Raw genomic sequence first — 23687 nt, 5'->3', positions numbered from 1 at the left:
TGCGGGACCCGGAGTCGGGTCCCGCACCGCCCTCGTTCCCCGAGGAGGGTGACAGCGGATCCAGCCGTGTGCCCTACCACCGGTCCCGGTGCACCACCTCCGCGACCGATCGCCGCCGGACCGGGCCGAACGTCCCCAGCGGCCACCCCACCGGGATCGCCGCGAACGTGTTCATGTCCTCCGGGATGCCGAGTGCCGCCTTCCACTCCGTCTCGAGGAACAGGTGCCAGATGGTGATGTTGGCCGCCAGGCCCAGCCCGCGCGCGGCGAGCAGCAGGTTCTGGACGCCCGGGTAGACGCAGGAGCCCTCCGCGAGGGCGGAGAACCGCTCCTGGATGCGGCCCATCCGCTCCGTCGCCTCCGCGCCCAGCGCCTCTGCGTAGATCCGCAGGCCCTCCTCCTCGATCCGCGGCGGCGGGAACTGGTAGCAGGGGATGATCAGCGCGGGGGTGTCGGCGAAGTGGTCGCGCTGGTACTCGATGGCGGCGACCATGCGTCCGTACGCGGCCTCGTCCATGCCCTCGGGCGCGTACTTGCCGGTCGTGGCCAGGTACGCGTCCACGCACCGCTTCCACAGCGGCGCCAGCTCGGCCATCACCGCCCGGTCGGTGACGACGACGTACTCGTAGCGCTGCATGTTGCCGCCGCTGGGGCCCCATACGGCCGCCTGTATCAGCCGGTCGAGCAGCTCGTCCGGCACAGGGTCGGGCCGCAGGCGGCGCATCGCCCGCATCGTGGACATGGTCGCGAAGAGGGACGGCTCGCCGGTGGCGTCGGCCACGGCCCCGGCGGGACGGGTTTCAGTTGTCATGATCGGGAGTGTAGGGACTGTGAACTTCCCGTGGAGCGGCTCTAGTTGAATGCGAGACCATCGGCGCCGCATTTCCCGCGCATGACGCTCCGCCCGGCGCGGTACTCGGCCCGCACTGCGGAAGGGAGCGGATCATGGCGATCTGTGAAGTGTGCGGGAACGACTACAGCCTCTCCTTCGAGGTGCACACGGTCGACGGCTCCGTCCATACGTTCGACAGTATCGAGTGCGCCGCCCACAAACTGGCGCCCATCTGCGACAACTGCGGCTGCAAGGTGCTCGGCCACGGTCACCAAGTCAGCGGCCAGTTCTTCTGTTGCGCCCACTGCGCCCGCGCCCAGGGGCACGCCGAGCTGGCGGACAGCGCCTGACCGTTACGCTCCGTGAGAGTAGCGGGGCGCCATACGGCTGCCCGACCCGGCGCGCAGGTTCAGCTCCGCCTCCGCCAGCCGGGCCAAGGCCTCTGCGTCCCTCAGGCCGGGCACGCACACCACCTCACCGACCTCCAGCCCGGCCAGGGACGCGGTCACCACGTCCGCCGCGGGCATGCCGCCCTCGTCGTGGACGCGCCGCTCCCCGCTCACCGGGGTGTCCCCGGCGCCCAGGTGGAACTCGGTCGCCGTGAGCCCGGGGCACACGACCTGCACCCGAACCGGAGTGCCGGCCAGCTCGGCGGCCAGGGTGCGGGTGAACGTCACCGCGTACCCCTTGGTCCCGGCGTAGACGGCCCGCCGGGGGAGCGGGTCCGGCGGCAGGTCACCGGCGAAGGCCAGCAGCGACGCCACATTGACCACCGCGCCCCGGCCGCGCGCCAGCATGCCGGGCACGGCGGCACGGGTGAGCGCCGTGAGCGCCACGACGTTCACGTTCACCACCCGGGTGAGGAGGTCCGGGTCCACCTCGGCGAACGTGCCGTAACCGTTGATGCCCGCGTTGTTGATCACGAGGTCCACGTCGCCCCCGGACGCCCGCTCCACGACACGGGAGAGGTCCTCAGGGCTCCCCAGGTCCGCCACCAGCGTCTCGACGCCCGCCGCGCCCTCCTTGAGCGCCTCTTTCGCGAGGACGTCCAGCCGCTCGGCCCGCCGGGCGACCAGCACCAGCCCCCAGCCCTGCCCCGCCAGCCGGGCCGCGTACTCCCACCCGATACCGGACGAGGCCCCCGTGACGACGGCCGTGCCGGGTGCGTCGTGCGAGGTCATGAGCCTGATCCCTCCGTCGCCGTGTGCTGCCGGAAGGCACCGCCGTCCGACCTGCGCCGGGTGTCCCGGCGGAGCGCGCACGAAACGCGGTGACAGCCGTCCGGCGGGCGTCACAAAAGGCATGGAACGGCACCGTGCCTCCCCCCTACGCTGACCCCCATGCCTCCCGCCAAGACCTCCTTCGTCTGCCTGCCGTGCCGGGCCTCCTACAAGCAGCCGCATCCGGCGCGGACGCGGGACGGCGAGACCGAGCGGCGGGTCTGCCCGCGCTGTGCCGGCACGCTGATCCACGCCGGCTCCGCCTTCGCCCCGCCGCCGCGCCGGCACACCGAGGGCTGGAGGGTGCTGTCCGTGCTGTTGCACGCCGGTGTCCGCTTCCACAAGAGCTGCTGCTCCGGGCCGGGGTACCGTCCGCGCACGCTCCGCGAGGTGCGCGAGCGCATGGCGTACGCCCGGCGTACGGGAGAGCCGATCGCGAAGGCGCTGGTACGTCCCGACCTGCCCTGACGCCGCCGCGGACGCGCCCGTACCGCCACGGGAGGGGCGTGGGAGGCTGGAGGTATGGACACGGGACGGGCGGCGCGCTCCGCCGGCGAGGCGATACCGGCACCGGTACTGGGTGGTGGCCGTGCGCTCCGTACCGAGCGCGCCGACCCCGTGCCGTTCACCCCGGACACCCTCCTCTGGGACATGGCCGGCGACATCCGCGTCCTGCTGTACCTCCCCGCCGCCCTCGTCCTCCAGGTCGCGCACCCGGCCGTCGGCGCCGGGGTCGACGAGCACTCCGTGTTCCGCACCGACCCCTGGGGCCGCGCCCGCCGCTCGCTGGACTCGCTGCAGCTGTGGGTCTACGGCGGTGACCGCGCCGTCGAGGAGGGGCGCCGGCTGCGCCGGCTGCACCGGGACATCAAGGGCACCGACACCCGGGGGCGGCCGTACCACGCGCTGACGCCCGCCCCCTACGCCTGGGTGCACGCCACCGGCTTCCCCGTCTTCCTGCGGGCCGCCGAGTATCTGTTCCGCCCGTTCGACGAGGCGGGGGAGCGCCGGCTGCACGCGGAGGCGCGGCGGCTCGGGCGCATCCTCGGCATCCGGGAGCGCGACATGCCGGGCTCCGTGCAGGAGTTCTGGCTCTACTTCGACGCCGTCGTCCGCGACGAGCTGGAACGGACCGTCGTCGTCGAGGAGTTGCTCGATCCGCGCCGGTCCGTGCCGCCGCCGGACGGGGCGGGGGCGGTGCTGAGGCTGCTCTGGCCCGTTCTGCGTCCCGCCCTCCTGCGGCTCCAGGTCTTCGTCACCAAAGGGTTGTTGCCGTCCGTCGCCCGTGAGCGGCTGGACGTTCCCTGGACACCACGTGACGAGCGGCGGCTGCGGCTGCTGGGCCGCGTCGTCCGCACCGTCGTTCCGCGCCTGCCGGAACGGCTCCGCTACCTGCCCGCCGCCTACGCCGCCCGCCGCGCCGCCCGCGCCTGACACGGTCGTCCTCGGCGGCGTTCGGGCCGCCGACGCCTGGCCCGGCCCCCGGCCAGGCACCTCCGTCAACCCGCTGATCGGCCAGGCGATGGTGCGGCCGCTCACAGGGGTCCGGTGCGTGGTACGGTGACGCTTTTGCCGGGCCTTCCTCGGCACGTCCCCTGCGGAAGGCTCCCCCGATGACCCACCCCGAAGCCGTGACGCCCGCCCCCGCGCCGGACGGCTCCTTCGCCGCCCTGGGGCTGCCGGAGAGCGTGCTGCGTACCCTGGACCGGCTCGGAGTGCGTGAGCCCTTCCCCATCCAGGCCGCCACGCTGCCCGACGCCCTCCGCGGACGCCACGTCCTGGGGCGCGGACGCACCGGCTCCGGCAAGACGCTCGCCTTCGGCCTCCCCCTGCTGACCCGCACGGCGGGGCGCCGCGCCGAACCCAAGCAGCCCCTCGCCCTGGTCCTGGTACCCACCCGCGAGCTGGCCCAGCAGGTCACCCAGGCCCTGGAGCCGTACGCCGAGGCGCTTCGGCTGCGCATGGCGACCGTCGTCGGAGGCCTGTCGATCAGCCGCCAGATCGCCGCGCTGCGCCAGGGGGCCGAGGTGGTCGTCGCCACCCCGGGGCGTCTGCACGACCTCGTCGAGCGCAGCGCCTGCCGGCTGGGACGGGTGAGGATCACCGTCCTGGACGAGGCCGACCAGATGTGCGACCTGGGCTTCCTCCCGCAGGTGTCCGGACTGCTCGCCCAGGTGCGTCCCGACGGTCAGCGCATGCTGTTCTCGGCCACCCTGGACGGCGACGTCGGGCAGCTGGTCCGCGACCACCTCCACGACCCCGTCGTCCACTCCGTCGACCCGGCCGGCGCCGCCGTCGCCGGCATGGAGCACCACCTCCTCGTCGTCCACGGCCCCGACCGCTACGCCGTCACCACCGAGATCGCCGCCCGCGACGGCCGCGTCCTGCTGTTCCTGGAGACGAAGCACGCCGTCGACCGGCTCACCCGTCACCTGCGGGGGAGCGGGGTGCGTGCCGGGGCCCTGCACAGCGGCAAGTCCCAGCCGCAGCGCACCAAGACCCTGGCCCAGTTCAAGGAGGGCGGCCTCACTGTCCTCGTCGCGACCGACGTCGCCGCCCGAGGCCTGCACGTCGACGACCTCGACCTCGTCGTCAACGTCGATCCGCCCGCCGACGCCAGGGACTACGTGCACCGGGCGGGCCGCACCGCCCGCGCCGGCGCGTCCGGCCGCGTGGTCACGCTCGTCGCGTCGGGCGGGCGCCGCGAGACGCTCCACATGCTGGCCGAGGCCGGCATCAAGGCCACCGTCACCCCGGTGCGCTCCGGCGAGGCGGCACTGACCCGCATCACCGGGGCCAAGGCCCCCTCCGGCGTCCCCCTCGACGGCGGACCCGCCGCGCCCCGCCCGAAGAACGTCAACGCGCCTTTCCGCGGCCTGGGCACCAGCAAGGGCGCCCCCCGCGGCGGCTCCGGCGGCAAGTCCCGCAAGGCCGGCGAGGCGCGCAAGCTTGCCGAGGCACGCCGGGCCGCGCAGGTGCGCCGCGGCGGCTGAGCGGCACCGCGCCGCGATATTCGCTGCCCGCACGGTGCCCGGCGTGACAAGCTGTGCTCGCCCGTCCGTCCCCGAACCCAGGAGGTCACCATGACCGCAGAACCCCCCGCCACGGAAGGTTCGGAGCCGGCCGACGCCGCGACGCCCCCGGTCACACCGGAGGCCGACGGCACCTACGACCTCAAGCGCAAGTTCCGCGAGGCGCTGGAGCGCAAGCGCGGCGCGCAGGCGGAGGCGTCCGAGGCCGCCGGCAACCCGAACGCGTCCAAGGTGCGTGCCACGCACGGACCGGCGACGAGCCAGCGTTCCTTCCGCCGCAAGAGCGGCTGAGCCAGGTCCGTCCCGTCCGGCCCGTGACGCCTGCGCGTCACGGGCCGGACGCGCTCACCACCGGTTGCGGGCCTCCTCCGCCCAGCCGGTGAGCACCCCTGCGCACCTCACCCCTGCGCGACCACCGCCGCGAACATCCCCGCCTGGTACGAGCCGCCCTTCTGGTGGGTGATGACCGCCAGCCGGTTCGCCGCGTTGATCATCCCGACCAGGCAGACCAGCGCGGCCGTCTGGTCGTCGTCGTAGTGCTTGCGCACCAGCGCCCAGGTCTCGTCGGACACGCCCTGGTGGGCGTCGGCGAGGCGGGTGCCCTCCTCGGCGAGCGCGAGGGCGGCCCGCTCCGCCTCCGTGAAGACGGTGGTCTCGCGCCACACGGCGACCAGGTGCAGCCGGACATCGCTCTCCCCGGCCGCGGCGGCCTCCTTGACGTGCATGTCGACGCAGTGGCCGCAGCCGTTGATCTGGCTGGCGCGCAACGACACCAGCTCCTGCACGGACTTCGACAGCGGCGAGTCGTGGAGCACCAGCGCCGCGCCGGCGAACCGCTTGGCGAAACGGGAGGCGATGTCGTTCTCGAACAGGTTGAAACGGGCGTCCATCGTGAAGTCCTCACTCGTGGTCGTGTTCGGGACACCCACCAGATGCCGGACGGCCGTACCGTGTGACGGGCTGCCGGAGTGAGGTGGACCACACGCCGCCGCTGTCACAGAACCGGGCCGGCCGGCGTCCTGTGCGTATGACTGTGATCGGGAGCCGGGACCAGGGAGCGGATGTGACCAGCGGGGACGGAAGCGGCGGCGGGCGAGTCAGGGGAGCGGGGCCCGCCACCGAGGACTTCCTCGCCCATCGGAACCTGCTGTTCACCGTCGCCTACGAGATGCTCGGCTCGGCCGCCGACGCCGAGGACGTCCTGCAGGAGACCTGGATGCGCTGGGCCGGCGTCGACCTCGCCGAGGTGCGGGACAGGCGCGCGTACCTGGTGCGCATCACCACCCGCCAGGCCCTGACCCGGCTGCGCACGCTGGGCCGCCGCAAGGAGTCCTACGTCGGCTCCTGGCTGCCCGAGCCGCTGCTCACCTCGCCCGACGTCGCCGAGGACGTCGAACTGGCCGACAGCGTGTCGATGGCGATGATGCTGGTGATGGAGACCCTCGCGCCGACCGAGCGCGCCGTGTTCGTGCTGCGCGAGGTGTTCGACGTCGGCTACGACGAGATCGCGGAGGCCGTCGGCAGGTCCCCGTCGGCGGTGCGGCAGATCGCGCACCGGGCCCGCGCCCATGTGGCGGCCAGGCGCCCGCGCGGGGACGGTTCGCCGGAACGCACCCGTGACGCCCTGGACGCGTTCCGGCGGGCCGTGGAAACAGGCGATCTGCAGGAGCTCCTGGACGTCCTCGCGCCGGACGTCGTCCTGCTCGGCGACGGCGGGGGGATCAAACAGGCGGTGCTGCGGCCCGTCGTCGGCGCGGACAAGGTGGCCCGGCTGCTCGAGGGCGGGCTGCGGAAGGTCCCCGCCGAGGTGACGCTGCGGCCGGCCCTCGTCAACGGCGGTCCCGCGCTGGTGCTGCACCTGGACGGCGAGCTCGACAGCGTGCTCGCCGTCCGCGTCGACGACGGCCTCGTCACCGGCCTGTACGCGGTGCGCAACCCGGAGAAGCTGTCGCACATGGACCGGGAGACGGTGCTGCGCCGGTGAGCACGGCCGCCTTCAGGAACTGCGGCCGTCAGGCCTGCTCGCGCTCCGCCCTGCGGGCGCCCTTGCGGCGCAGCCGCAGCGGCAGCACGTACCAGCACAGCCCGAACCACAGCATGACGCCGCCCACCAGGACCTCGGCGAGCACGCCCGGCACCACGAACCGCAGGATCAGCAGCAGCGTGCAGCCGATGGTGAGCGCGAGCAGCACCATCCCGCACATCATCAGACGTCCGGCCGTCTTCACCACCTCGTCCTTCATCCGCTGCCCCGACAGGAAGCGGTGGATGGAAACGGGCGCTATCAGCGACCCGGTGGCGGAGGCGCCGAACACCACGGTCATCACGTAGATGACCTTGTCCGGAGTCTCCAGCTCACGGAACAGCGGGGTGAACGCCACGCTCAGCAGGAAGCCGAAGAGGATCTGGACACCGGTCTGGGTGACACGCGTCTCCTGAAGCACCTCGTTCCAGCGGCGGTTGACCCGCTCACGCGCCGGCTCGGGCGGCTCCGCGCCGGGCCGCCCGGCATGGTCCTCGTGGCGCGCGCAGCAGGCGCCCTCCTTCTCCCTCGGCTCGGCCGGCTGCTCCGTCATCGTCATGGTGTCCTCCCCGGTTCCAGGCGAACCGTTTGCCCCGATCAGCGCCGGTCATGCCGCAGCCGGGACGGACGAGGGCGAACACACGGGCCCGCTCCCGGGGGTCGTCACACGGCGACCGACGTGTGGTCGGCCGCCGGGGACACCTCGGCCAGCGCGCGCAGCAGCGCCCGGGCCACCGCGTCGTTCTGCCGGAAGCCCGGCGAGTCGGTGCGGGGCCGGGCGAACGCGGCGACGGCACGGCTGTTGGTGGGCGCCCCCAGCGCGACCCGCCGCGGGTGCGGTGCGCCCAGTGACGGGTCGACGAGCCGCCCGTCCGTGGGGGAGACGGTGAGCAGTCCCGAGCGGTGGGTGAACGCCGGGTCCCTGACGACCTCTTCGGCGAGCGACCCCGAGCGGTGCAGGTCGCGCAGCAAGGGGTCCTCGGTGCGGTCGAGGCTGGGGCCCGGCAGGTACGCCTCGATCAGGGCGGTGGCACGGGTGGTGTGGCCGGGGACGGTGGGGCTGGTCGCGGTGAAGGTGCCGGTGGACTCGTCGGCGGCGATCCGGACGTCCGCGCCGAGGAAACGGACCACGCCCGCCTCGGACAGCGCGAGGAGCTGACGCAGCCGGAAGCCGGGCGGGCCCGAGGCGAGGAAGCTGAAGAAGCCCTGCCACCACCCGTCGAGCTGCTCCGCCACGGACCGCGCGGTCAGCCGGCCCGACTCCACCAGCCGCGGCAGCTGCCCGTAGAGGGACAGCAGGGCGAGGAACGCGCCGAGGTCGGCGCTGAACTGCGGGTTCTCGCGGCGGGCGACGTCCCTTGCGATGTACGTCCGCAAGTGGTCCTGGAAGGCGTCCGGTGACGCGAAGGCCAGTCCGTCCAGCGGCCGGTCCAGCGCCTCGAAGTCCAGCCGGTCCGCCGGGTCCGGCACCGCCGAGGCGACGAGCTGCGTCATCTCGAGGTCGTACCAGCCGAGTCGGTCGTAGGCGCCGGCGAAGTCCGCCCAGGGGAGCGCGGTCCGGCCGGGGTGGGCGTGGAACAGTTCGTGGTAGTGGCCGTAGCCGATCTCCTTCGCCATCAGCGGCCACACGTCCCGACGCAGGTCCAGCGGGCGGTCCTCGGCGAGCAGCGCGTCCACCGCTCCGGGGCCGAAGTACCGGGGCAGCGCGGGGCGCGGCCCCTGGAGCCGGTAGCGGGTCTTGGAGTGGTACGGCACGCCGCGACGCGACCCGACGTGCAGCACGGGTTCCCGGCCCGACGGCAGGTAGTGGAGACTGCCGTCGGGACGGGTGCGGAACCGGCCGCCGCGCCCCTCCGTGAGCAGGGACATCAGGTCGACGAAGGCCAGCCCGAAGCCACGCAGCAGGACGTGCTCGCCGGGCCGCAGCCCGGACAGGTCGGCGTCGGCGGAGAACTCCGGCGGCAGGTGGAAGCGGCCGTGCCGGCGGGCGAAACCGGCGAACGCGCGGTGCTCCGCGGCCGGTTCGGCGCCGATGTGCCCCTGGGCGAGGACGACCAGGTCGGCGGTGAGCGGAGCGTCCCTCCCGTCCAGGCGCACCCGCTGCGGGCCGTCCGGGGGGCCGGTGACCGACGTCGCCGTGGTGCGGTGCCACTCGACGGTGACCGACGGCGGCAGCTCGGTCAGCACCCGGCGGAACACCCAGTCCAGGTAGGCGCTCTGGGCGCGGCGGGTGGGGAAGTCGGCGGGATCCAGCGCGCGCAGCTCGGCGAGCACCTCCGGGTCGGCGGGCTCGGCGTACGGCGCGTGGCGCGGGCCCCGGCCGGAGAACTGGGCCGCCCACTCGGCCAGCGACGGGCCGGGCCGCACCGGGCCTTCGACGGTGGACGACTCGTCGGTGAACATCGTGACGTCCTCCGCCATCGAGTTCATCCGCAGCAGCCCCGACTGCTCGTGCCGCCATATCCGCCCCGGACCCGGCGGATGCGGGTCGATGAGATGGATGTGCAACGCCCGGGCGCCGTCCCAGAGTTCGGGCGCGTTGGCGGCGATGCGCTCCAGCAGTCCGGTGGCGCGCGGCCCCGCGCCGACGACGGCCAGCACCGCGGGCGCGGAGGTGCCGCTCACCGGTCACCGCCGATCGCCGGGCGGGCGTCGGCCGCGGTCGCCCTGCGCAGCCACAGGCGCAGCGCGGTCAGCCGGCGGCGCAGCCGTTGCAGCGGAGTGGGCGGCAGGGAACGGGAGCCGCCGCGCGCGTAGTGCCGCTCGACGTAGAACTGGGCGATGCTCAGCGCCGTGGTGACCGCGATGTACCACAGGGTGGCGACCATCAGCAGCGGGATGATCTGGTACGTCTGGTTGTAGATCAGCTGCACCGAGTACAGCAGGTCGTGCACGGCGAGCACGCTGACGATGCTCGTGCCCTTCAGGGTGCCGATCAGCATGTTGCCCGCGGTGGGCACGATGGAGCGCATGGCCTGCGGTACCACGATCCGGCGCAGCGTACGGCGCCGGCTCAGCCCCAGGGCCTGGGCTGCCTCGGTCTGCCCGGAGTCCACCGACAGGATGCCGCCGCGCACCACCTCGGCCGCGTACGCGCTCTCGTGGAGGGTCAGCCCGATCACGGCGGTCAGCGTGGGTCCGAGCAGGTTGACCGTCTGCACGGTGACGAACTGCGGGCCGAACGGGATGCCGAGGCCGAGCGTCGGGTAGAGCGCGCCGATGTTGAACCAGAACAGCAGCTGCACCAGCAGCGGCGTGGACCGGAAGATCCATATGTAGCCCCAGCTGAGCGTGCGCAGCACCGGGTTGCCGGAGAGCCGCATCACCGCCAGCACGGTGCCGGTCAGGAACCCCAGCACCATCACCACGGCGGTCAGCCACAGCGACAGCAGCAGTCCGTCCAGCACGGCGGAGGTGGTGAAGTACCGCCCCACCACGCTCCATTGGAAGGCGTCGTTGCGGACGACGGAGTTGAGGAGCATCGCGAACAGCAGCAGGGCGAGGCCGGCGCCGATCCATCGGCCGACGTTCCGGCGCGGCACGATCCGCGGGGCGTCCGTGTCGGGGGCGGGGGAGGGGGCGGGGGCGTCCGGCTGTTTTCTCGGCGGGACCGCGGCAGGGGCCGGCGTGACGCCGGAAGGCATGACCATCGAAGGAATCTCCGGGGGAGGGGCGCGGGCGTGGATGACGGCCCGGCGGCACCTCTGGCCCAGGGCGCGGCAGTGGCTGTCCGCGCGGGCACGGTGCGCCGGGGTCCGGCGTCGTCACATGCGCCGCGTCCCTCAACGCGGCCGGAGCGGACACCCGTTTTACACGGGCGGTCCGTCCGCCGCCGATCGTAAGCGCCCGTGGCCACGCCGTGTCAACAGCGCGTCCCGATGCCCGCCGGCGGTGTCCCGGCATCCGGGCGCCGCTTGACGTGCGGCGCGATGTACTGCTCAATAAGTCGCATGAATGCCCAGCAGCGCTTGGTGTCGCGCGATCACATCGACTTCGGTCGAGTGTGGTCCGCCGCGTGTTGCGCCTGACTCGGCAGCGGGCCGTCTGACCGGCCCTTCCCTCCCTCGGTGACCCCGTCGCGGGCCGAGCTCTTCTCCCACGCGCGCTGCCGCACCCCCGTATCTCCCGACGCCCGGCGTCGTCACGCATCCCTTCACCCGTCCGTCTGACGGTTCGTCATGCCCAGTCGCCACGCCGTGGTTCAGCCATGCGCGTGTGCGGCCGGGAAGCCCCGAGAGGTCACGCCCATTTTCGCCCAAGTGACGCCTGAAGAAGCCGAGTTCACGTTCGTCGAAGTGCCGGTGTCCGACCCCCGGGTGCGCCCGCTGCTGCGGGAACTCGGCGACGAGTACTCCTCCCGCTACGGCCGCGACGCCCACGCCGAGCTGTCCCGCTACCCCGACGAGGAGTTCACCGCGCCGCACGGCGGCGTTCTGCTGCTGCTCCTGGAGCGGGGCGAGCCGGTCGCCGGCGGCGCCTTCCGCCGCTACGACGCGCACACCGCCGAACTCAAGCGCATCTGGACGCACTCCGCCCACCGCCGCCGCGGCCTCGCCCGCCGCGTGGTCGGCGAGCTGGAGCGCGTCGCCCGCGCCCGCGGCTACCGGCGCGTCCACCTCACCACCGGACCGCGCCAGCCCGAGGCCCGCGGCCTCTATCTGGCCACCGGATACACGCCCCTGTTCGACACGGACGCCGACCCGGAAACCATCGGCCCGCTGCCCTTCGAGAAACACCTCGCCCACCCGGCACGCCCCGAGCGCGCCGCGACCCCGCCGCACACCCGAAAGGCCTCCCGCCCGTGAAACTCGGAACCCGACTCCGCCGCGCCGCCGCGCTCGCCCTGCTTCCGCTGCTGGCCCTCACCGCCTGCGGCTCCGGCGACACCGACGGCACGGCCCCGGCGGGCGCCCAGGCCGCTCCGAAGGACGACCCCGTCGCCGACGTCCGCAAGGTCGACGCGGTCGCCGCCCTGCTGCCCGCCGACGTCCGCAAGGCCGGCACGCTCCGCGTCGGCAGCTCCGTCGGCTTCCCGCCCGGCGCCTACTACCCCAACGGAACCGACAAGGACCCCGAGGGCCAGGACATCGACATCGCCGACGCCGTCGCCAAGGTGCTCGGCGTCGAACTCGAGCGGCAGGACGCCTCCTTCGAGACGATCCTGCCCGCCCTCGGCAGCGGCAAGTACGACGTGGGCACCGGCAACTTCGGCGTCACCGCGGAACGCCTCAAGACCATCGACTTCGTCACCTACATCAACGACGGCCAGGGCTTCGCCGTCCGCAAGGGTGACACCGAGCTCGGCAAGAAGAAGATCACCGACCTGGTCCAGCTGTGCGGCCTGACCATCGGCACCGGCGCCGGCACCACCTTCGAGGCCACCCTCACCGCCGAGAAGGGCGTCTGCGCCAAGGCCGGCAAGAAGCCGTACGACGTGAAGGTCTACGCCGAGAACGCCGCCACCCTCACCGCGCTCCAGCAGGGCCGCATCGACGTCATCATGTCGACCATCAACGGCCTGCGCCACCAGGCGTCGCAGCCCGCCTCGCAGACCGAGTTCCTCGGCGAGTTCCACCGTCTCGACGTCGGCTTCGCCTTCACGAAGGGCTCCCCGCTCACCAAGGCGTTCCAGGCCGCCGTCAACCAACTGATCAAGGACGGCACGTACACCCGGATCCTCGAGAAGTGGGGCACCACCGCCTCGGCGATCGACGCGTCCGAGATCAACCCGCGCGCACACCTCTGAGCCGAGCAGGAACCCCGCCATGGCATCCACCACCGACACCGCGCCACCCGGCCCGGCCGCCCCCGGCGCCCCGGCCCCGCCCGTACCGGACGACCCGGCCACGCTGAAGGTCGTCCCCGCCCGTCACTACGCCCGCTGGGTCGCGGCCGCCGCCGTGGTCGTGCTGGTCGCCCAGTTCACCCACGGCCTGGCCACCAACCCCGTATGGGAATGGCACGTCTTCCGGGACTACGTGCTGTCCGAGACGATCGTCCGGGCGGTGTGGGTGACACTCCAGCTCACCGCCTACGCCACCGTCCTCGGCTTCCTGCTCGGCACCGTCCTCGCCTTCATGCGGCTGTCCCGGAGCCCCGTGCTGCAGACCGTCGCCTGGACCTACATCTGGATCTTCCGGTCCATCCCGATGATCGTGCAGCTGGTGTTCTGGTTCAACCTGAGCGCCCTCTACGACCGGCTGGGCCTCGGCATCCCCTTCGGCCCGGTGTTCTGGTCCGTCGACAGCAACAGCATCATCGGCACCATCGGCGCCGCCGTCATCGGACTGACCCTCCACCAGGCCGCCTACGCCGCCGAGATCGTGCGCGGCGGCGTCCTCGCCGTCGACGAGGGCCAGCTGCAGGCGGCGGCCGCGCTCGGCATCCCCCGCCTGCGGCAGATCCGGCGCATCGTCCTCCCGCAGGCCATGCGCGCCATCCTGCCCACCGCCGGCAACGAGATCATCGGCCTGCTCAAGGGCACCTCGGTGGTCTACGTGATGTCCATCGGGGAGCTCTTCTACCAGGTGCAGGTCATCTACGGCCGCAACGGCCGGGTGATCCCCCTGCTGCTGGTCGCCACCGCCTGGTACGTCGTCCTGACCTCCCTGCTGTCGGTCGCCCAGTACTACGTGGAACGCCGCTACGCCCGCGGCGCCGACCGCACCCCGCCGCCCACCCCGCTGCGGCGCGCCCGCCGCTTCGTCCGCACCCTGCGCACGGCCGCGGCGCAGCGCCACCGGCCCGTTGTACCGATCAAGCCCCTGGGAGACATCCGATGAGCGACGTCATGGTGGACGTGCGCGGCGTCCACAAGAGCTTCGGCCCGCTGGAGGTGCTGCGCGGCGTCGACCTGAGGGTCCGGGCCGGCGAGGTCACCGTCGTCCTCGGCCCGTCCGGGTCCGGCAAGTCCACACTCCTGCGCACCATCAACCACCTGGAGAAGGTCGACCGGGGCTGGATCAGCATCGACGGCGAGCTCATCGGCTACCGCCGCTCCGGCGACCGGCTGCACGAGCTGAAGGAGAAGGACGTACTGAAGCAGCGGACCCACATCGGGTTCGTCTTCCAGAACTTCAACCTCTTCCCGCACCTCACCGTGCTCGACAACCTCGTCGAAGCGCCCGTCGCAGCCCTGCGCCGCCCGCGCAAGGAGGCCCTGGAGACGGCCCGGCGGCTGCTCGCCCGCGTCGGTCTCGCCGACAAGGCCGACGCCTACCCGCGGCAGCTCTCCGGCGGACAGCAGCAGCGTGTCGCCATCGCCCGCGCACTCGCCCTGGAGCCGAAGGTGCTGCTGTTCGACGAGCCCACCTCGGCCCTCGACCCGGAGCTGGTCGGCGAAGTCCTCGACGTCATCAAGGACCTGGCCCGCACCGGCACCACCATGATCGTCGTGACCCACGAGATCGGCTTCGCCCGCGAGGTCGCCGACACCGTGGTCTTCATGGACGGCGGAGTCGTCGTGGAGCAGGGGCCGCCCTCGGCCGTCCTGGACGAGCCGCAGCACGAGCGCACCCGCGCCTTCCTCTCCAAGGTCCTCTGACCGCCCCGCCCGTCCCTCACGCACGCAAGGAGCACCCCTGTGTCCCTCTCGACCCTCCGCCGCACCGCCGCCGCGCTCGCCCTGACCTCCGCCCTCGCCCTCTCCGCGTGCGGCAACCCCGACGACGGAGGCACCACCGAGGTCGACTCCGGCAACGGCGGCAAGACGAAGATCAACCTGACCGCCGACCAGGACCGCGTCCGCACCGGCAAGGTCGACGCCATCGCCGCCGAGGTCCCGGCGGAGGTACGCAGGAGAGGCACCCTGGAGGTGGTGAACTCCTCCGGCTCGGCCGCGCCGCTCACCTTCGTCGCCACCGACAACAAGACCGTCATCGGCGTCGAACCCGACATCGCCTCCCTGGTCGCCGACGTGCTCGGCCTGGAGCTGCGGCTCAACCCCGTCTCCTGGGAGAACATCTTCGTCGGCCTCGACAGCGGCAAGTACGACGCCGGCTTCAGCAACATCACCGTCACCGAGGAACGCAAGGAGAAGTACGACTTCGCCACCTACCGCGAGGACAACCTCGGCTTCGAGGCGAAGAAGGGCAGCGGACTGAAGATCGACGGCCCCGAGGACGTGGCAGGACTGACCGTCGCGGTCAGCAGCGGCACCAACCAGGAGAAGCTGCTCGTCGAGTGGAGCAAGGAGAACGAGCGGGCCGGCCGCGAACCGGTGGACATCAAGTACTACCAGAACGACAGCGACACCTATCTCGCCCTCCAGTCCGGCCGCATCGACGTCTACCTCGGCCCCAACCCCACCGCCGCCCACCACGCGGCGACCACCGGCAGGACCGAGGTCGTCGGGACGTACTCCGGCGCCGGCGCCGACCTCCAGGGCCTCATCGCCGCCACCACCAAGAAGGACAGCGGACTGGTCGAACCCCTCGCCGACGCGATCGACCACGTCATCGAGAACGGCACCTACGCCGAGGTCCTGAAGCGCTGGGGCCTGTCCGACGAGGCCGTCACCACCTCCGAGATCAACCCGCCCGGTCTGCCCAGGACCGCCGGCTGACCACCCCGGACCCGCTGCGCTGGGACGGCGCTCCCCGCCGTCCCCGCGCCCCTCACCCCGCCGCCGTCACGGACTTCCTGGAAGGCACCGACGTGTCCCCGACACCCGCATCACCCCTGCACCTCGCCGTCGCCCTGGAGGGCACCGGCTGGCACCCCGCCTCCTGGCGGGAGCCGGTGTCCCGCCCCCGCGAGCTGTTCACCGCCCGCTACTGGGCCGACCTGGTCGCGGAGGCCGAACGCGGCCTGCTCGACTTCGTCACCCTGGAGGACGGGCTCGGCCTTCAAACCTCCCGCTTCCTCGAACCCGACGACCGCACCGACCAGGTGCGCGGCCGCCTCGACGCCGTCCTCACCGCCGCCCGGATCGCCCCCCTGACCCGGCACATCGGCCTCGTCCCGACCGCGGTCGTCACCCACACCGAGCCGTTCCACCTCTCCAAGGCGATCGCCACCCTCGACCACGTCAGCACCGGCCGGGCCGGCGTGCGCGTGCAGATCACCGCCCGCCCCGACGAGGCCGCCCACTTCGGCCGCCGCCACATTCCGCGGATCGACGCCTATGACGGGCCGGCCGCACGGGAGACGGTGACCGACCTGTTCGACGAGGCCGCCGACTACGTCGAAGTGCTGCGCCGGCTCTGGGACAGCTGGGAGGACGACGCCGAGATCCGCGACGTCGCCACCGGACGCTTCATCGACCGGGACAAACTCCATTACATCCACTTCGAGGGACGGCACTTCAGCGTCAAGGGCCCCTCCATCACGCCCCGTCCGCCCCAGGGCCAGCCCCTGGTCACCGCCCTCGCCCATGACACGATCCCCTACCGCCTGGTCGCCCGCGCCGCCGACGTCGGCTACGTCACCCCGCACGATGCCGACCAGGCCCGGGACATCGTCGCCACCGTCCGGGAGGAGCAGGAGGCGGCCGGACGCGCCGGGGAGCCCCTGCACGTCTTCGGCGACCTCACCGTCTTCCTCGACGACGACCCGGCCGAGGCCACCGCCCGCCGCGCCCGCCTCGACGGCCTCGCCGGGGATCCGTACACGGCCGACGCCCGCGTCTTCACCGGCACCCCCGCCCAACTCGCCGACCTGCTGCTGGAGTTCCAGGCGGCCGGCCTCACCGGGTTCCGGCTGCGGCCCGCCGTCGTCGGCCACGACCTCCCGGCGATCACCCGCGGCCTCGTCCCCGAACTCCAGCGCCGCGGCGCCTTCCGCCGCGCCTACGAGGCCGGCACCCTGCGCGGCCTGCTGGGTCTGCCCCGGCCCGCCAACCGCTACGCCACCGCCTGAGCCGGAGGAACGACCACCGCCATGAGCAAGCCGCTGAAGCAGATCCACCTCGCCGCCCACTTCCCGGGCGTCAACAACACCACCGTGTGGAGCGACCCCGCGTCCGGCAGCCACATCGAGTTCAGCTCCTTCGCGCACTTCGCCCGCACCGCCGAACGCGCCAAGTTCGACTTCCTGTTCCTCGCCGAAGGGCTCCGGCTGCGCGAACAGGGCGGCAGGATCTACGACCTGGACGTGGTCGGCCGCCCCGACACCTTCACCGTGCTGTCCGCCCTCGCCGCCGTCACCGACCACCTCGGACTGACCGGGACCATCAACTCCACCTTCAACGAGCCCTACGAGGTGGCCCGCCAGTTCGCGAGTCTCGACCACCTCTCCGGCGGCCGCGCCGCCTGGAACGTGGTCACCTCCTGGGACGCCTTCACCGGCGAGAACTTCCGGCGCGGCGGCTTCCTGCCACAGGAGGAGCGCTACTCCCGCGCCAAGGAGTTCCTGGCCACCGCCCACGAACTCTTCGACTCCTGGCACGGCGACGAGATCCTGGCCGACCAGGGGACCGGCGTCTTCCTCCGCGACGCCAAGGCCGGCGCCTTCGTCCACCGGGGACAGCACTTCGACATCCACGGCCGGTTCAACGTCCCGCGCTCCCCGCAGGGCCGCCCCGTCATCTTCCAGGCCGGCGACTCCGACGAAGGACGCGAGTTCGCCGCGTCCGACGCCGACGCCATCTTCAGCCGCCACGCCACCCTCGAAGCCGGCCGCGCCTTCTACACCGACGTCAAGCGCCGCCTCGCGAAGTACGGCCGCCGCCCCGACCAGCTGCTCATCCTGCCCGCCGCCACCTTCACCCTCGCCGACACGGACGAAGAGGCGCAGGAGCTGGCGAAGGCGGTGCGCCGCCGGCAGGTGAGCGGCGCCACCGCCCTGCGCCACCTGGAGTTCGTCTGGAACCGGGACCTCTCCGGCTACGACCCCGACGGGCCGCTGCCCGACATCGACCCGGACGTCAGCAGCCGCCACATCGCCGAGGGCCGCGCCCAGGTCCGCATGTACCGCGACCCGCTGGCCACCGCCCGCGAGTGGCGCGAACTCGCAGCCGCCCACAACTGGTCCATCCGCGACCTCGTCATCGAGACCGGCAACCGGCAGAACTTCATCGGCTCCGCCGAGACCATCGCCCGCACGATCGACGAGTACGTCCAGAGCGACGCCGCCGACGGCTTCATCCTCGTCCCGCACATCACCCCCGGCGGCCTCGACGAGTTCGCCGACAAGGTCGTGCCGCTGCTCCAGGAGCGCGGCGTCTTCCGCACCGACTACGAGGGCCCCACCCTCCGCCACCATCTGGGCCTCGCCCACCCGGACGACCTCGGCGACCGGCGGGCCGCCTCATGAGGTTCCTCGCGGTCACCCTGATCGTCCACCGCCCCGACCCCGTCACCGGCGTGCTGAAACCGACGCACGACCGCTTCCGCGAGGTCCTCGACAACGCCGTCCTCGCCGAGGAGCTGGGCTTCGACGGCTTCGGCGTGGGGGAGCGGCACGAGCGGCCCTTCCTCTCCTCCGCGCCCGCCGTCGTCCTCAGCCACATCGCGGCCCTGACCCGCCGCATCCGCCTGTTCACCGCGGTCACCACGCTCAGCCTGCTCGACCCGGTGCGCGCCTACGAGGACTACGCCACCCTCGACCACCTCTCCGAGGGCCGCCTCGACCTCATCATCGGCAAGGGCAACGGCACCGCCCAGCGAGAGCTGTTCCAGGTCACCCCCGAGGACCAGTGGGACCGCAACGCCGAGAGCCACGACGTCCTCCGCCGGATCTGGCGGCAGGACAGGATCACCGCCGACACCCGCTTCCGTCCGCCGCTGAAGGACGCCGAGGTCTGGCCGCGCCCCTACCAGCGGCCCGTCCGCGTCTGGCACGGCAGCGCCACCAGCAAGGAGTCCGTCGACCTGGCCGCCCGCCACGGCGACCCGCTGTTCTCCGCGAACGTCACCCACCCGATCGAGCCCTACGCCGAGCTGATCGACCACTACCGGGAACGCTGGGCGCATTACGGCCACGACCCGGCGAAGCTCACGGTCGGCGCCGGCACGGCAGGGCTGCTGGTGGCCCGCACCTCCCAGGAGGCCGTCGAGGCGTACCGGCCGGTCTTCGAGGCCGACCTGGCCTTCCAGAAGGAGTCCGGGCTGCCGGTGGTCTTCGAGACGGTGGAGGACTTCGTCGAGCGCAGCTCCGCCCTGATCGGCAGCCCGCAGCAGATCGTCGACAAGGTGCACCGCTACCACGAACGGTTCGGGCACAGCGTGCTCCATGTGCACGCCGACGCGGGCGGACTGCCCGAGTCCGTGCACCGCGACTCCCTCGAACGCTTCCAGTCCGAGGTGGCCCCCGCCCTCCGGCACGCCCTGCCGGACCCGCCGTTCCCGTGGGAGCCGGTCCACCCGGTCCCGTAGAACCCCGTGACATGACGCGACCCCTCCGGCATCCGCGCGCCGGAGGGGTCGCCGTCGTGCCGTGCTCAGGCCGCGGCGGACTTCCGCTCGTACGGGATCGTCTCGCCGGCCTCGACCGCGACCGGGAGCCGGTTCTCGGCCGGCGGGAGGGGGCAGGTCGCGAAGTCGGTGTAGGCGCACGGCAGGTTGGTGGCCCGGTTGAAGTCCAGCACCACACGGCCGTCCGGACCCGGCGCGTCGATCTTCAGCGCCCGGTTGGCGGCGTACGTGGTCACGCCGGACGTCGCGTCGGTGAACAGCACCAGCAGGCCGCCCGGCGCGCCCGACTCGAACGCGGTCAGCTCCAGCTCCTGCCCGTCGACCTCGAAGCGGACCTTGCCGGGGGCGTCGTAGACGTGCTCGAGCCCCTCGACGGCGGCGCCCACCGTGGTGGGACGCGGCTCCGGGAACGGCAGGTACGTGCCGGTGATCCGCCAGCGCGGGTCCGGCGCGTAGGCGGGGGTGCCGGTGAACGCGGTACGCAGCGGGTGGTCGGGGTGACGCGGCCGGACCACGTCCTGGCCGCCCCGGCGGGCGATCTCGATCACCGCGTCACCCCAGACGGCGTTGACGGAGGCGCGCTCCTCGAGGACACCGAAGCGGTGCCGGCCGCGCACCGTGACGCCGTCGACGACCAGCTTCTCCCCGTCGTCCAGCTCGACGGTGACCCCGTCGTCGCCGGCCGACCAGACGCCGGGCGCACCGGGGAACCGCTGCGGCTCGGAGTCCGGCCAGTACAGGCCGGTCACGGCGAGGAATCCGTGCTCGTGGGCGAGCGCGGCGTCCTTGTGCCGGTGCCACTCCTGCCACTCGGTGACGAACGCGTCGGTGCTCGCGGGTGATTCCTGAACGGTCATGTGCACTCCTGCGGTGGAGAGTCGGTGTCAGGGACGGGTGGGAAGCGGGGTGCCCCAGGTGTGGGCGAAGAACGTCTCCGCGCCGGGGCGCCGCTCACGGACGGCGGTCTCCCGCTCGCGCAGCTTCGGCGGCAGCAGGTCCGCCGGGGCCGGCGCGCCCACGGCGACGACGGACAGCGGCCGGAAACCGTCCGGCACGCCCAGCGACGTGCGCAAGGCGTCGGCGTCGAAGCCGGACATCTGATGGGCGTGCAGCCCCAACGCCTCTGCCTGCAACACGAGTTGGGCCACCGAGAGCCCGGTGTCGTACGCAGGGCCGTGCTGGAGCACGCCGTTCTCGACGCGTTCCTCCGCCACCGCCGCCACCAGCAGCGAACCGGTGCGCGCCCACTCCCGGTTGAAGGGGACGAGCGCGTCCAGGATGCGCAGATACGTGATGTCGCCGCGCCGGCCGACGAGGAACCGCCACGGCTGGGCGTTGTAGGCGGAGGGCGCCCAGCGGGCCGCCTCCAGCAGGGTGGCCAGCTCCTCGTCGCCCAGTGTGTGCGCGGCGTCGAACGACCGGGGGCTCCAGCGGTCGGCGAGCAGCGGATGGACGGCCGCGGCGGTGGTCGCGGTGTGGGGTGACATCGGGGGGAGTCCTCACTCGTCAGGGGTGTGGGCGGTGACGTCCCGGCGTCCGCGCCGGGACCGGGGGAGCGGCGGGCAGGAGTTCGCGCACCAGCGCGGCGACCTGCTCCACCTCGATCAGGAAGCCGTCATGGCCGTACGGCGACTCCACGACACGCGGCGCGTCCGCCGTGGGGATGCCGGCCGCCAGCTCCGCCTGCTGGGCCAGCGGGTAGAGCCGGTCGGAGTCCACGCCGGCCACCAGCGTGGGGGCGGTCACCCGGCCGAGGGCCGCCCGTACGCCGCCGCGACCGCGGCCGACGTCGTGGCTGTTCATCGCCTCCGAGAGCACCACGTAGCTGCCCGCGTCGAAGCGGCGCACCAGCTTGTCCGCGTGATGGTCCAGGTAGGAGGCGACCTGGTAGCGGCCGCCGCGCCAGGGGTCCTCCGTGTCCTGGGGGCTGCGTCCGAAGCGGCTCTGCAGCTCCGGCTCGCTGCGGTAGGTGATGTGGGCGATGCGCCGGGCCAGGCCGAGTCCGGCGTGCGGTCCGCGCCCGGAGTCGTGGTAGTGGCCGCCGTGCCAGTGCGGGTCGGAGCGGATGGCGTGCACCTGTGTGGAGGCCCACGCGATCTGTTCCGCGCTCGCCGCCGCCGTGGTCGCCAGCAGCAGGAGTGCGCCGGTCCGCTCCGGGTACGACACGGCCCACTCCACGGCCCGCATCCCGCCCATCGAACCGCCGACGACCAGCGCCCAGCGGTCGACGCCCAGCGCGTCGGCGACGGCGGCCTCGGCGGCGACCTGGTCGCGCTGGGTGAGGAACGGGAAGTCGCCGCCCCAACGCCGCCCGGACGGGGTGCGCGAGGACGGGCCGGTGCTGCCCTGGCAGCCGCCGAGGACGTTCGGCGCGACCACGAACCAGCGGTCCGTGTCGAGCGCCCGCCCCGGCCCGACGAGTCCGTCCCACCAGCCGGGCGTGGGATGCCCCGGCCCGGCGGGACCGGTGACATGGCTGTCGCCGGTGAGGGCGTGCAGCACCAGCACCGCGTTGGACCGGTCCGGCGCGAGCCGCCCCCACGTCTCGAACGCCAGCCGCACGCCCGGAAGTTCACCGCCGGCTTCCAGCGGGAGCGGCTCCGGGTGCGCGTACCACTGCCGCCGCCCGGGCGGGTCCCCCTCCCGCCAGGCCCCGGAGGCCGGCGGGAGGGGGACCGGGGACGGCGTCAGAACGGTGTTCAGGACGCGCCCTTCGCCGCGCGGAACCCGGCCTCCAGGTCGGCCTTGAGGTCGTCGAGGGCCTCGATGCCGACGGACAGCCGCACCAGCCCGGGCGAGGTGCCGGTGGCGGCGAGCTGCCGCTCGTCGAGCTGGCTGTGGGTGGTGGACGCCGGATGGATGATCAGGCTGCGCACGTCGCCGATGTTGGCGAGGTGACTGAACAGCCGTACGGCGTCCACGAACCGCTTCCCGGCCTCGACGCCGTCCCGCAGCTCGAACGAGACGATCGCGCCCGCACCGCGCGGCAGGTACCTCCGCCCCGCCTCGTACCAGGGGCTGGACGGCAGGCCCGCGTAGTGCACGGCGGCCACTTCGTCGCGCTGCTCCAGCCACTCGGCGAGCGCCTGCGCGTTCGAGGAGTGCCGCTCGATGCGCAGGCTGAGCGTCTCCACGCCCTGCAGCAGCAGGAACGCCGAGTGCGGGGAGAGCGCGGGACCGAGGTCGCGCAGCAGCTGCACCCGCAGCTTCACCGCGAACGCGCCCGGACCGAGCGCCGGCCAGTAGCGCAGGCCGTGGTAGCTCGGGTCGGGCTCGCTGAAGTCGGGGAACCGGTCGGCGTGCGCACCGAAGTCGAAGGTTCCGCCGTCGACGACCACACCCGCGACGGCCGTGCCGTGACCGCCCAGGAACTTGGTCGCCGAGTGCACCACGACGTCCGCGCCGTGCTCGAGCGGACGCAGCAGGTACGGCGTCGGCACCGTGTTGTCCACGATCAGCGGCACACCCGCCGCGTGCGCCACGTCCGCGACCGCCCGCACGTCGAGGACGTTGCCGCGCGGATTGCCCAGCGACTCCGCGAAGAGCGCCTTGGTGTTCGGGCGGATCGCCGCCCGCCACGCCTCCGGGTCGTCCGGGTCGTCCACGAAGGACACCTCGACGCCGAACTTCGGCAGCGTGTGCCGGAACAGGTTGTACGTGCCGCCGTACAGGGAGGTGCTGGACACGATGTGGTCGCCGGCGCTCGCCACGGTCAGGAGCGCCAGCGTCTCCGCGGCCTGCCCCGACGACAGCGCCACGGCCGCGACACCGCCCTCCAGCGCGGCGATCCGCTGCTCGAAGACGTCCTGGGTCGGGTTGTGGATGCGGGTGTAGATGTTGCCGGGCTCGGCCAGGGCGAACAGGTCGGCGGCGTGCTGCGTGTCGCGGAACACGAACGACGTCGTCTGGTAGATCGGCGTCGCGCGCGCCCCGGTCGTCGGGTCGGGCTCCGCACCCGCGTGGACCTGCTTGGTCTCGAAGGACCAGGCGGGCGTGGTGTCCGCGGCGGATTCCCCGTCGGGGGTGTGGCCCGCGGTGACGGAGTCGATGGGCTGGCTGCTCATAAGGGTGCTCCCTGGCAGGGAAAGAGAGGAAGGGGTCATGCCTGAGGACGCCACGGCGCCACGCACCACGGCCCCGGACACAGAGGGGCGGTGGCCGGCGCGGTGCGGTACGGCGAGAGGGAGAGAAGAGAGGCCGGACTACGGCCGGGCGCGCGGCGTCAGC

At 73.0% G+C, this 23687-nt stretch carries 24 protein-coding genes; 14 read left to right on the top strand and 10 right to left on the bottom strand.

Annotation, left to right across the window (positions count from 1 at the left end):
• Window positions 1-73: 73 nt before the first annotated feature.
• The gene (locus ELQ39_RS04040) at window positions 74-811 is read right to left on the bottom strand and encodes a nitroreductase family protein (protein ID WP_242591029.1); all 738 of its coding nucleotides are present in this window, start codon (window positions 809-811) and stop codon (window positions 74-76) included.
• A 134-nt stretch (window positions 812-945) separates the two neighbouring features.
• On the opposite strand from ELQ39_RS04040, the gene ELQ39_RS04035 reads away from it, so the two are divergent.
• A complete protein-coding gene (locus ELQ39_RS04035; protein ID WP_190001796.1) occupies window positions 946-1182 on the top strand; it encodes a hypothetical protein in 237 nt (78 codons plus the stop codon).
• Between the two features lie 3 nt (window positions 1183-1185).
• Here ELQ39_RS04035 and ELQ39_RS04030 read toward each other — a convergent pair whose 3' ends face one another.
• On the bottom strand, window positions 1186-2013 hold the full coding sequence (locus ELQ39_RS04030) for an SDR family NAD(P)-dependent oxidoreductase (protein WP_242591028.1): 828 nt from the start codon (window positions 2011-2013) through the stop codon (window positions 1186-1188).
• 159 nt (window positions 2014-2172) lie between these two features.
• Between ELQ39_RS04030 and ELQ39_RS04025 the strand changes: the two genes are divergently transcribed.
• The 4 genes from ELQ39_RS04025 (at window position 2173) to ELQ39_RS04010 (ending at window position 5375) form a co-directional block, all read left to right on the top strand.
• Window positions 2173-2520, top strand: a complete 348-nt coding sequence (locus ELQ39_RS04025; RefSeq protein ID WP_225628344.1) for a deoxyxylulose-5-phosphate synthase — start codon at window positions 2173-2175, stop codon at window positions 2518-2520.
• Between the two features lie 54 nt (window positions 2521-2574).
• Complete coding sequence (locus ELQ39_RS04020) at window positions 2575-3486, top strand: oxygenase MpaB family protein (RefSeq protein WP_242591027.1); 912 nt, start codon at window positions 2575-2577, stop codon at window positions 3484-3486.
• Window positions 3487-3665: 179 nt separating this feature from the next.
• The gene (locus ELQ39_RS04015; RefSeq protein ID WP_242591026.1) at window positions 3666-5045 is read left to right on the top strand and encodes a DEAD/DEAH box helicase; all 1380 of its coding nucleotides are present in this window, start codon (window positions 3666-3668) and stop codon (window positions 5043-5045) included.
• Between the two features lie 90 nt (window positions 5046-5135).
• Window positions 5136-5375 carry a DUF5302 domain-containing protein gene (locus ELQ39_RS04010; protein ID WP_190001802.1) on the top strand — a complete coding sequence of 80 codons (240 nt, stop codon included), beginning with the start codon at window positions 5136-5138 and terminating at the stop codon, window positions 5373-5375.
• Window positions 5376-5482: 107 nt separating this feature from the next.
• On the opposite strand, the gene ELQ39_RS04005 is transcribed toward ELQ39_RS04010, so the two are convergent.
• The gene (locus ELQ39_RS04005; protein WP_242591025.1) at window positions 5483-5974 is read right to left on the bottom strand and encodes a carboxymuconolactone decarboxylase family protein; all 492 of its coding nucleotides are present in this window, start codon (window positions 5972-5974) and stop codon (window positions 5483-5485) included.
• Between the two features lie 137 nt (window positions 5975-6111).
• Here ELQ39_RS04005 and ELQ39_RS04000 point away from each other — a divergent pair, with 137 nt between their 5' ends.
• A complete protein-coding gene (locus tag ELQ39_RS04000; RefSeq protein ID WP_443334327.1) occupies window positions 6112-7068 on the top strand; it encodes an RNA polymerase sigma-70 factor in 957 nt (318 codons plus the stop codon).
• A 28-nt stretch (window positions 7069-7096) separates the two neighbouring features.
• Here ELQ39_RS04000 and ELQ39_RS03995 read toward each other — a convergent pair whose 3' ends face one another.
• The 3 genes from ELQ39_RS03995 to ELQ39_RS03985 all read right to left on the bottom strand — a co-directional run bounded on the left by ELQ39_RS03995 (window position 7097) and on the right by ELQ39_RS03985 (window position 10757).
• Complete coding sequence (locus ELQ39_RS03995) at window positions 7097-7666, bottom strand: DUF6328 family protein (RefSeq protein WP_242591023.1); 570 nt, start codon at window positions 7664-7666, stop codon at window positions 7097-7099.
• A 104-nt stretch (window positions 7667-7770) separates the two neighbouring features.
• On the bottom strand, window positions 7771-9732 hold the full coding sequence (locus ELQ39_RS03990) for an FAD/NAD(P)-binding protein (RefSeq protein WP_242591022.1): 1962 nt from the start codon (window positions 9730-9732) through the stop codon (window positions 7771-7773).
• Window positions 9729-10757, bottom strand: coding sequence for an amino acid ABC transporter permease (locus tag ELQ39_RS03985; protein WP_242591021.1), 1029 nt, complete (start codon window positions 10755-10757; stop codon window positions 9729-9731). The genes ELQ39_RS03990 and ELQ39_RS03985 overlap by 4 nt, the downstream gene beginning before the upstream one ends.
• Before the next feature lie 609 nt (window positions 10758-11366).
• Between ELQ39_RS03985 and ELQ39_RS03980 the strand changes: the two genes are divergently transcribed.
• The 8 genes from ELQ39_RS03980 (at window position 11367) to ELQ39_RS03945 (ending at window position 19421) form a co-directional block, all read left to right on the top strand.
• A complete protein-coding gene (locus tag ELQ39_RS03980; protein ID WP_190001807.1) occupies window positions 11367-11912 on the top strand; it encodes a GNAT family N-acetyltransferase in 546 nt (181 codons plus the stop codon).
• Window positions 11909-12853: an ABC transporter substrate-binding protein gene (locus ELQ39_RS03975; RefSeq protein ID WP_242591020.1), complete on the top strand. Its 945-nt coding sequence runs from the start codon at window positions 11909-11911 to the stop codon at window positions 12851-12853. Before ELQ39_RS03980 ends, ELQ39_RS03975 begins: the two co-directional genes overlap by 4 nt.
• A 19-nt stretch (window positions 12854-12872) precedes the next feature.
• Window positions 12873-13889 (top strand): amino acid ABC transporter permease, encoded by a 1017-nt coding sequence (locus ELQ39_RS03970; RefSeq protein ID WP_242591019.1) that lies wholly within the window; start codon window positions 12873-12875, stop codon window positions 13887-13889.
• On the top strand, window positions 13886-14650 hold the full coding sequence (locus ELQ39_RS03965) for an amino acid ABC transporter ATP-binding protein (RefSeq protein ID WP_277994633.1): 765 nt from the start codon (window positions 13886-13888) through the stop codon (window positions 14648-14650). The genes ELQ39_RS03970 and ELQ39_RS03965 overlap by 4 nt, the downstream gene beginning before the upstream one ends.
• Before the next feature lie 39 nt (window positions 14651-14689).
• Window positions 14690-15670 (top strand): ABC transporter substrate-binding protein, encoded by a 981-nt coding sequence (locus ELQ39_RS03960; RefSeq protein WP_225628361.1) that lies wholly within the window; start codon window positions 14690-14692, stop codon window positions 15668-15670.
• Window positions 15671-15762: 92 nt separating this feature from the next.
• The gene (locus ELQ39_RS03955) at window positions 15763-16965 is read left to right on the top strand and encodes an LLM class flavin-dependent oxidoreductase (RefSeq protein WP_242591018.1); all 1203 of its coding nucleotides are present in this window, start codon (window positions 15763-15765) and stop codon (window positions 16963-16965) included.
• 21 nt (window positions 16966-16986) lie between these two features.
• Window positions 16987-18360: an NtaA/DmoA family FMN-dependent monooxygenase gene (locus ELQ39_RS03950; protein WP_242591017.1), complete on the top strand. Its 1374-nt coding sequence runs from the start codon at window positions 16987-16989 to the stop codon at window positions 18358-18360.
• Window positions 18357-19421, top strand: coding sequence for an LLM class flavin-dependent oxidoreductase (locus ELQ39_RS03945; protein ID WP_242591016.1), 1065 nt, complete (start codon window positions 18357-18359; stop codon window positions 19419-19421). The genes ELQ39_RS03950 and ELQ39_RS03945 overlap by 4 nt, the downstream gene beginning before the upstream one ends.
• Before the next feature lie 65 nt (window positions 19422-19486).
• On the opposite strand, the gene ELQ39_RS03940 is transcribed toward ELQ39_RS03945, so the two are convergent.
• Genes ELQ39_RS03940 through ELQ39_RS03925 form a run of 4 tightly spaced genes read right to left on the bottom strand, consistent with a single transcriptional unit; the run spans window position 19487 to window position 23524 of the window.
• Window positions 19487-20317: a DUF1684 domain-containing protein gene (locus ELQ39_RS03940; protein ID WP_242591015.1), complete on the bottom strand. Its 831-nt coding sequence runs from the start codon at window positions 20315-20317 to the stop codon at window positions 19487-19489.
• 27 nt (window positions 20318-20344) lie between these two features.
• Window positions 20345-20947, bottom strand: a complete 603-nt coding sequence (locus ELQ39_RS03935; protein WP_242591014.1) for a nitroreductase family protein — start codon at window positions 20945-20947, stop codon at window positions 20345-20347.
• A 19-nt stretch (window positions 20948-20966) separates the two neighbouring features.
• On the bottom strand, window positions 20967-22163 hold the full coding sequence (gene metX / locus ELQ39_RS03930) for a homoserine O-acetyltransferase MetX (protein ID WP_242595536.1): 1197 nt from the start codon (window positions 22161-22163) through the stop codon (window positions 20967-20969).
• The gene (locus ELQ39_RS03925; RefSeq protein ID WP_242591013.1) at window positions 22160-23524 is read right to left on the bottom strand and encodes a bifunctional o-acetylhomoserine/o-acetylserine sulfhydrylase; all 1365 of its coding nucleotides are present in this window, start codon (window positions 23522-23524) and stop codon (window positions 22160-22162) included. The genes metX and ELQ39_RS03925 overlap by 4 nt, the downstream gene beginning before the upstream one ends.
• Window positions 23525-23687 lie beyond the last annotated feature (163 nt).

This window comes from Streptomyces sp. GB4-14 (genome assembly GCF_022696125.1).
Classification (GTDB): domain Bacteria; phylum Actinomycetota; class Actinomycetes; order Streptomycetales; family Streptomycetaceae; genus Streptomyces; species Streptomyces werraensis.
Note: the sequence above shows the minus strand (reverse complement) of the source record. Positions and strands in the feature narration are given on the sequence as shown.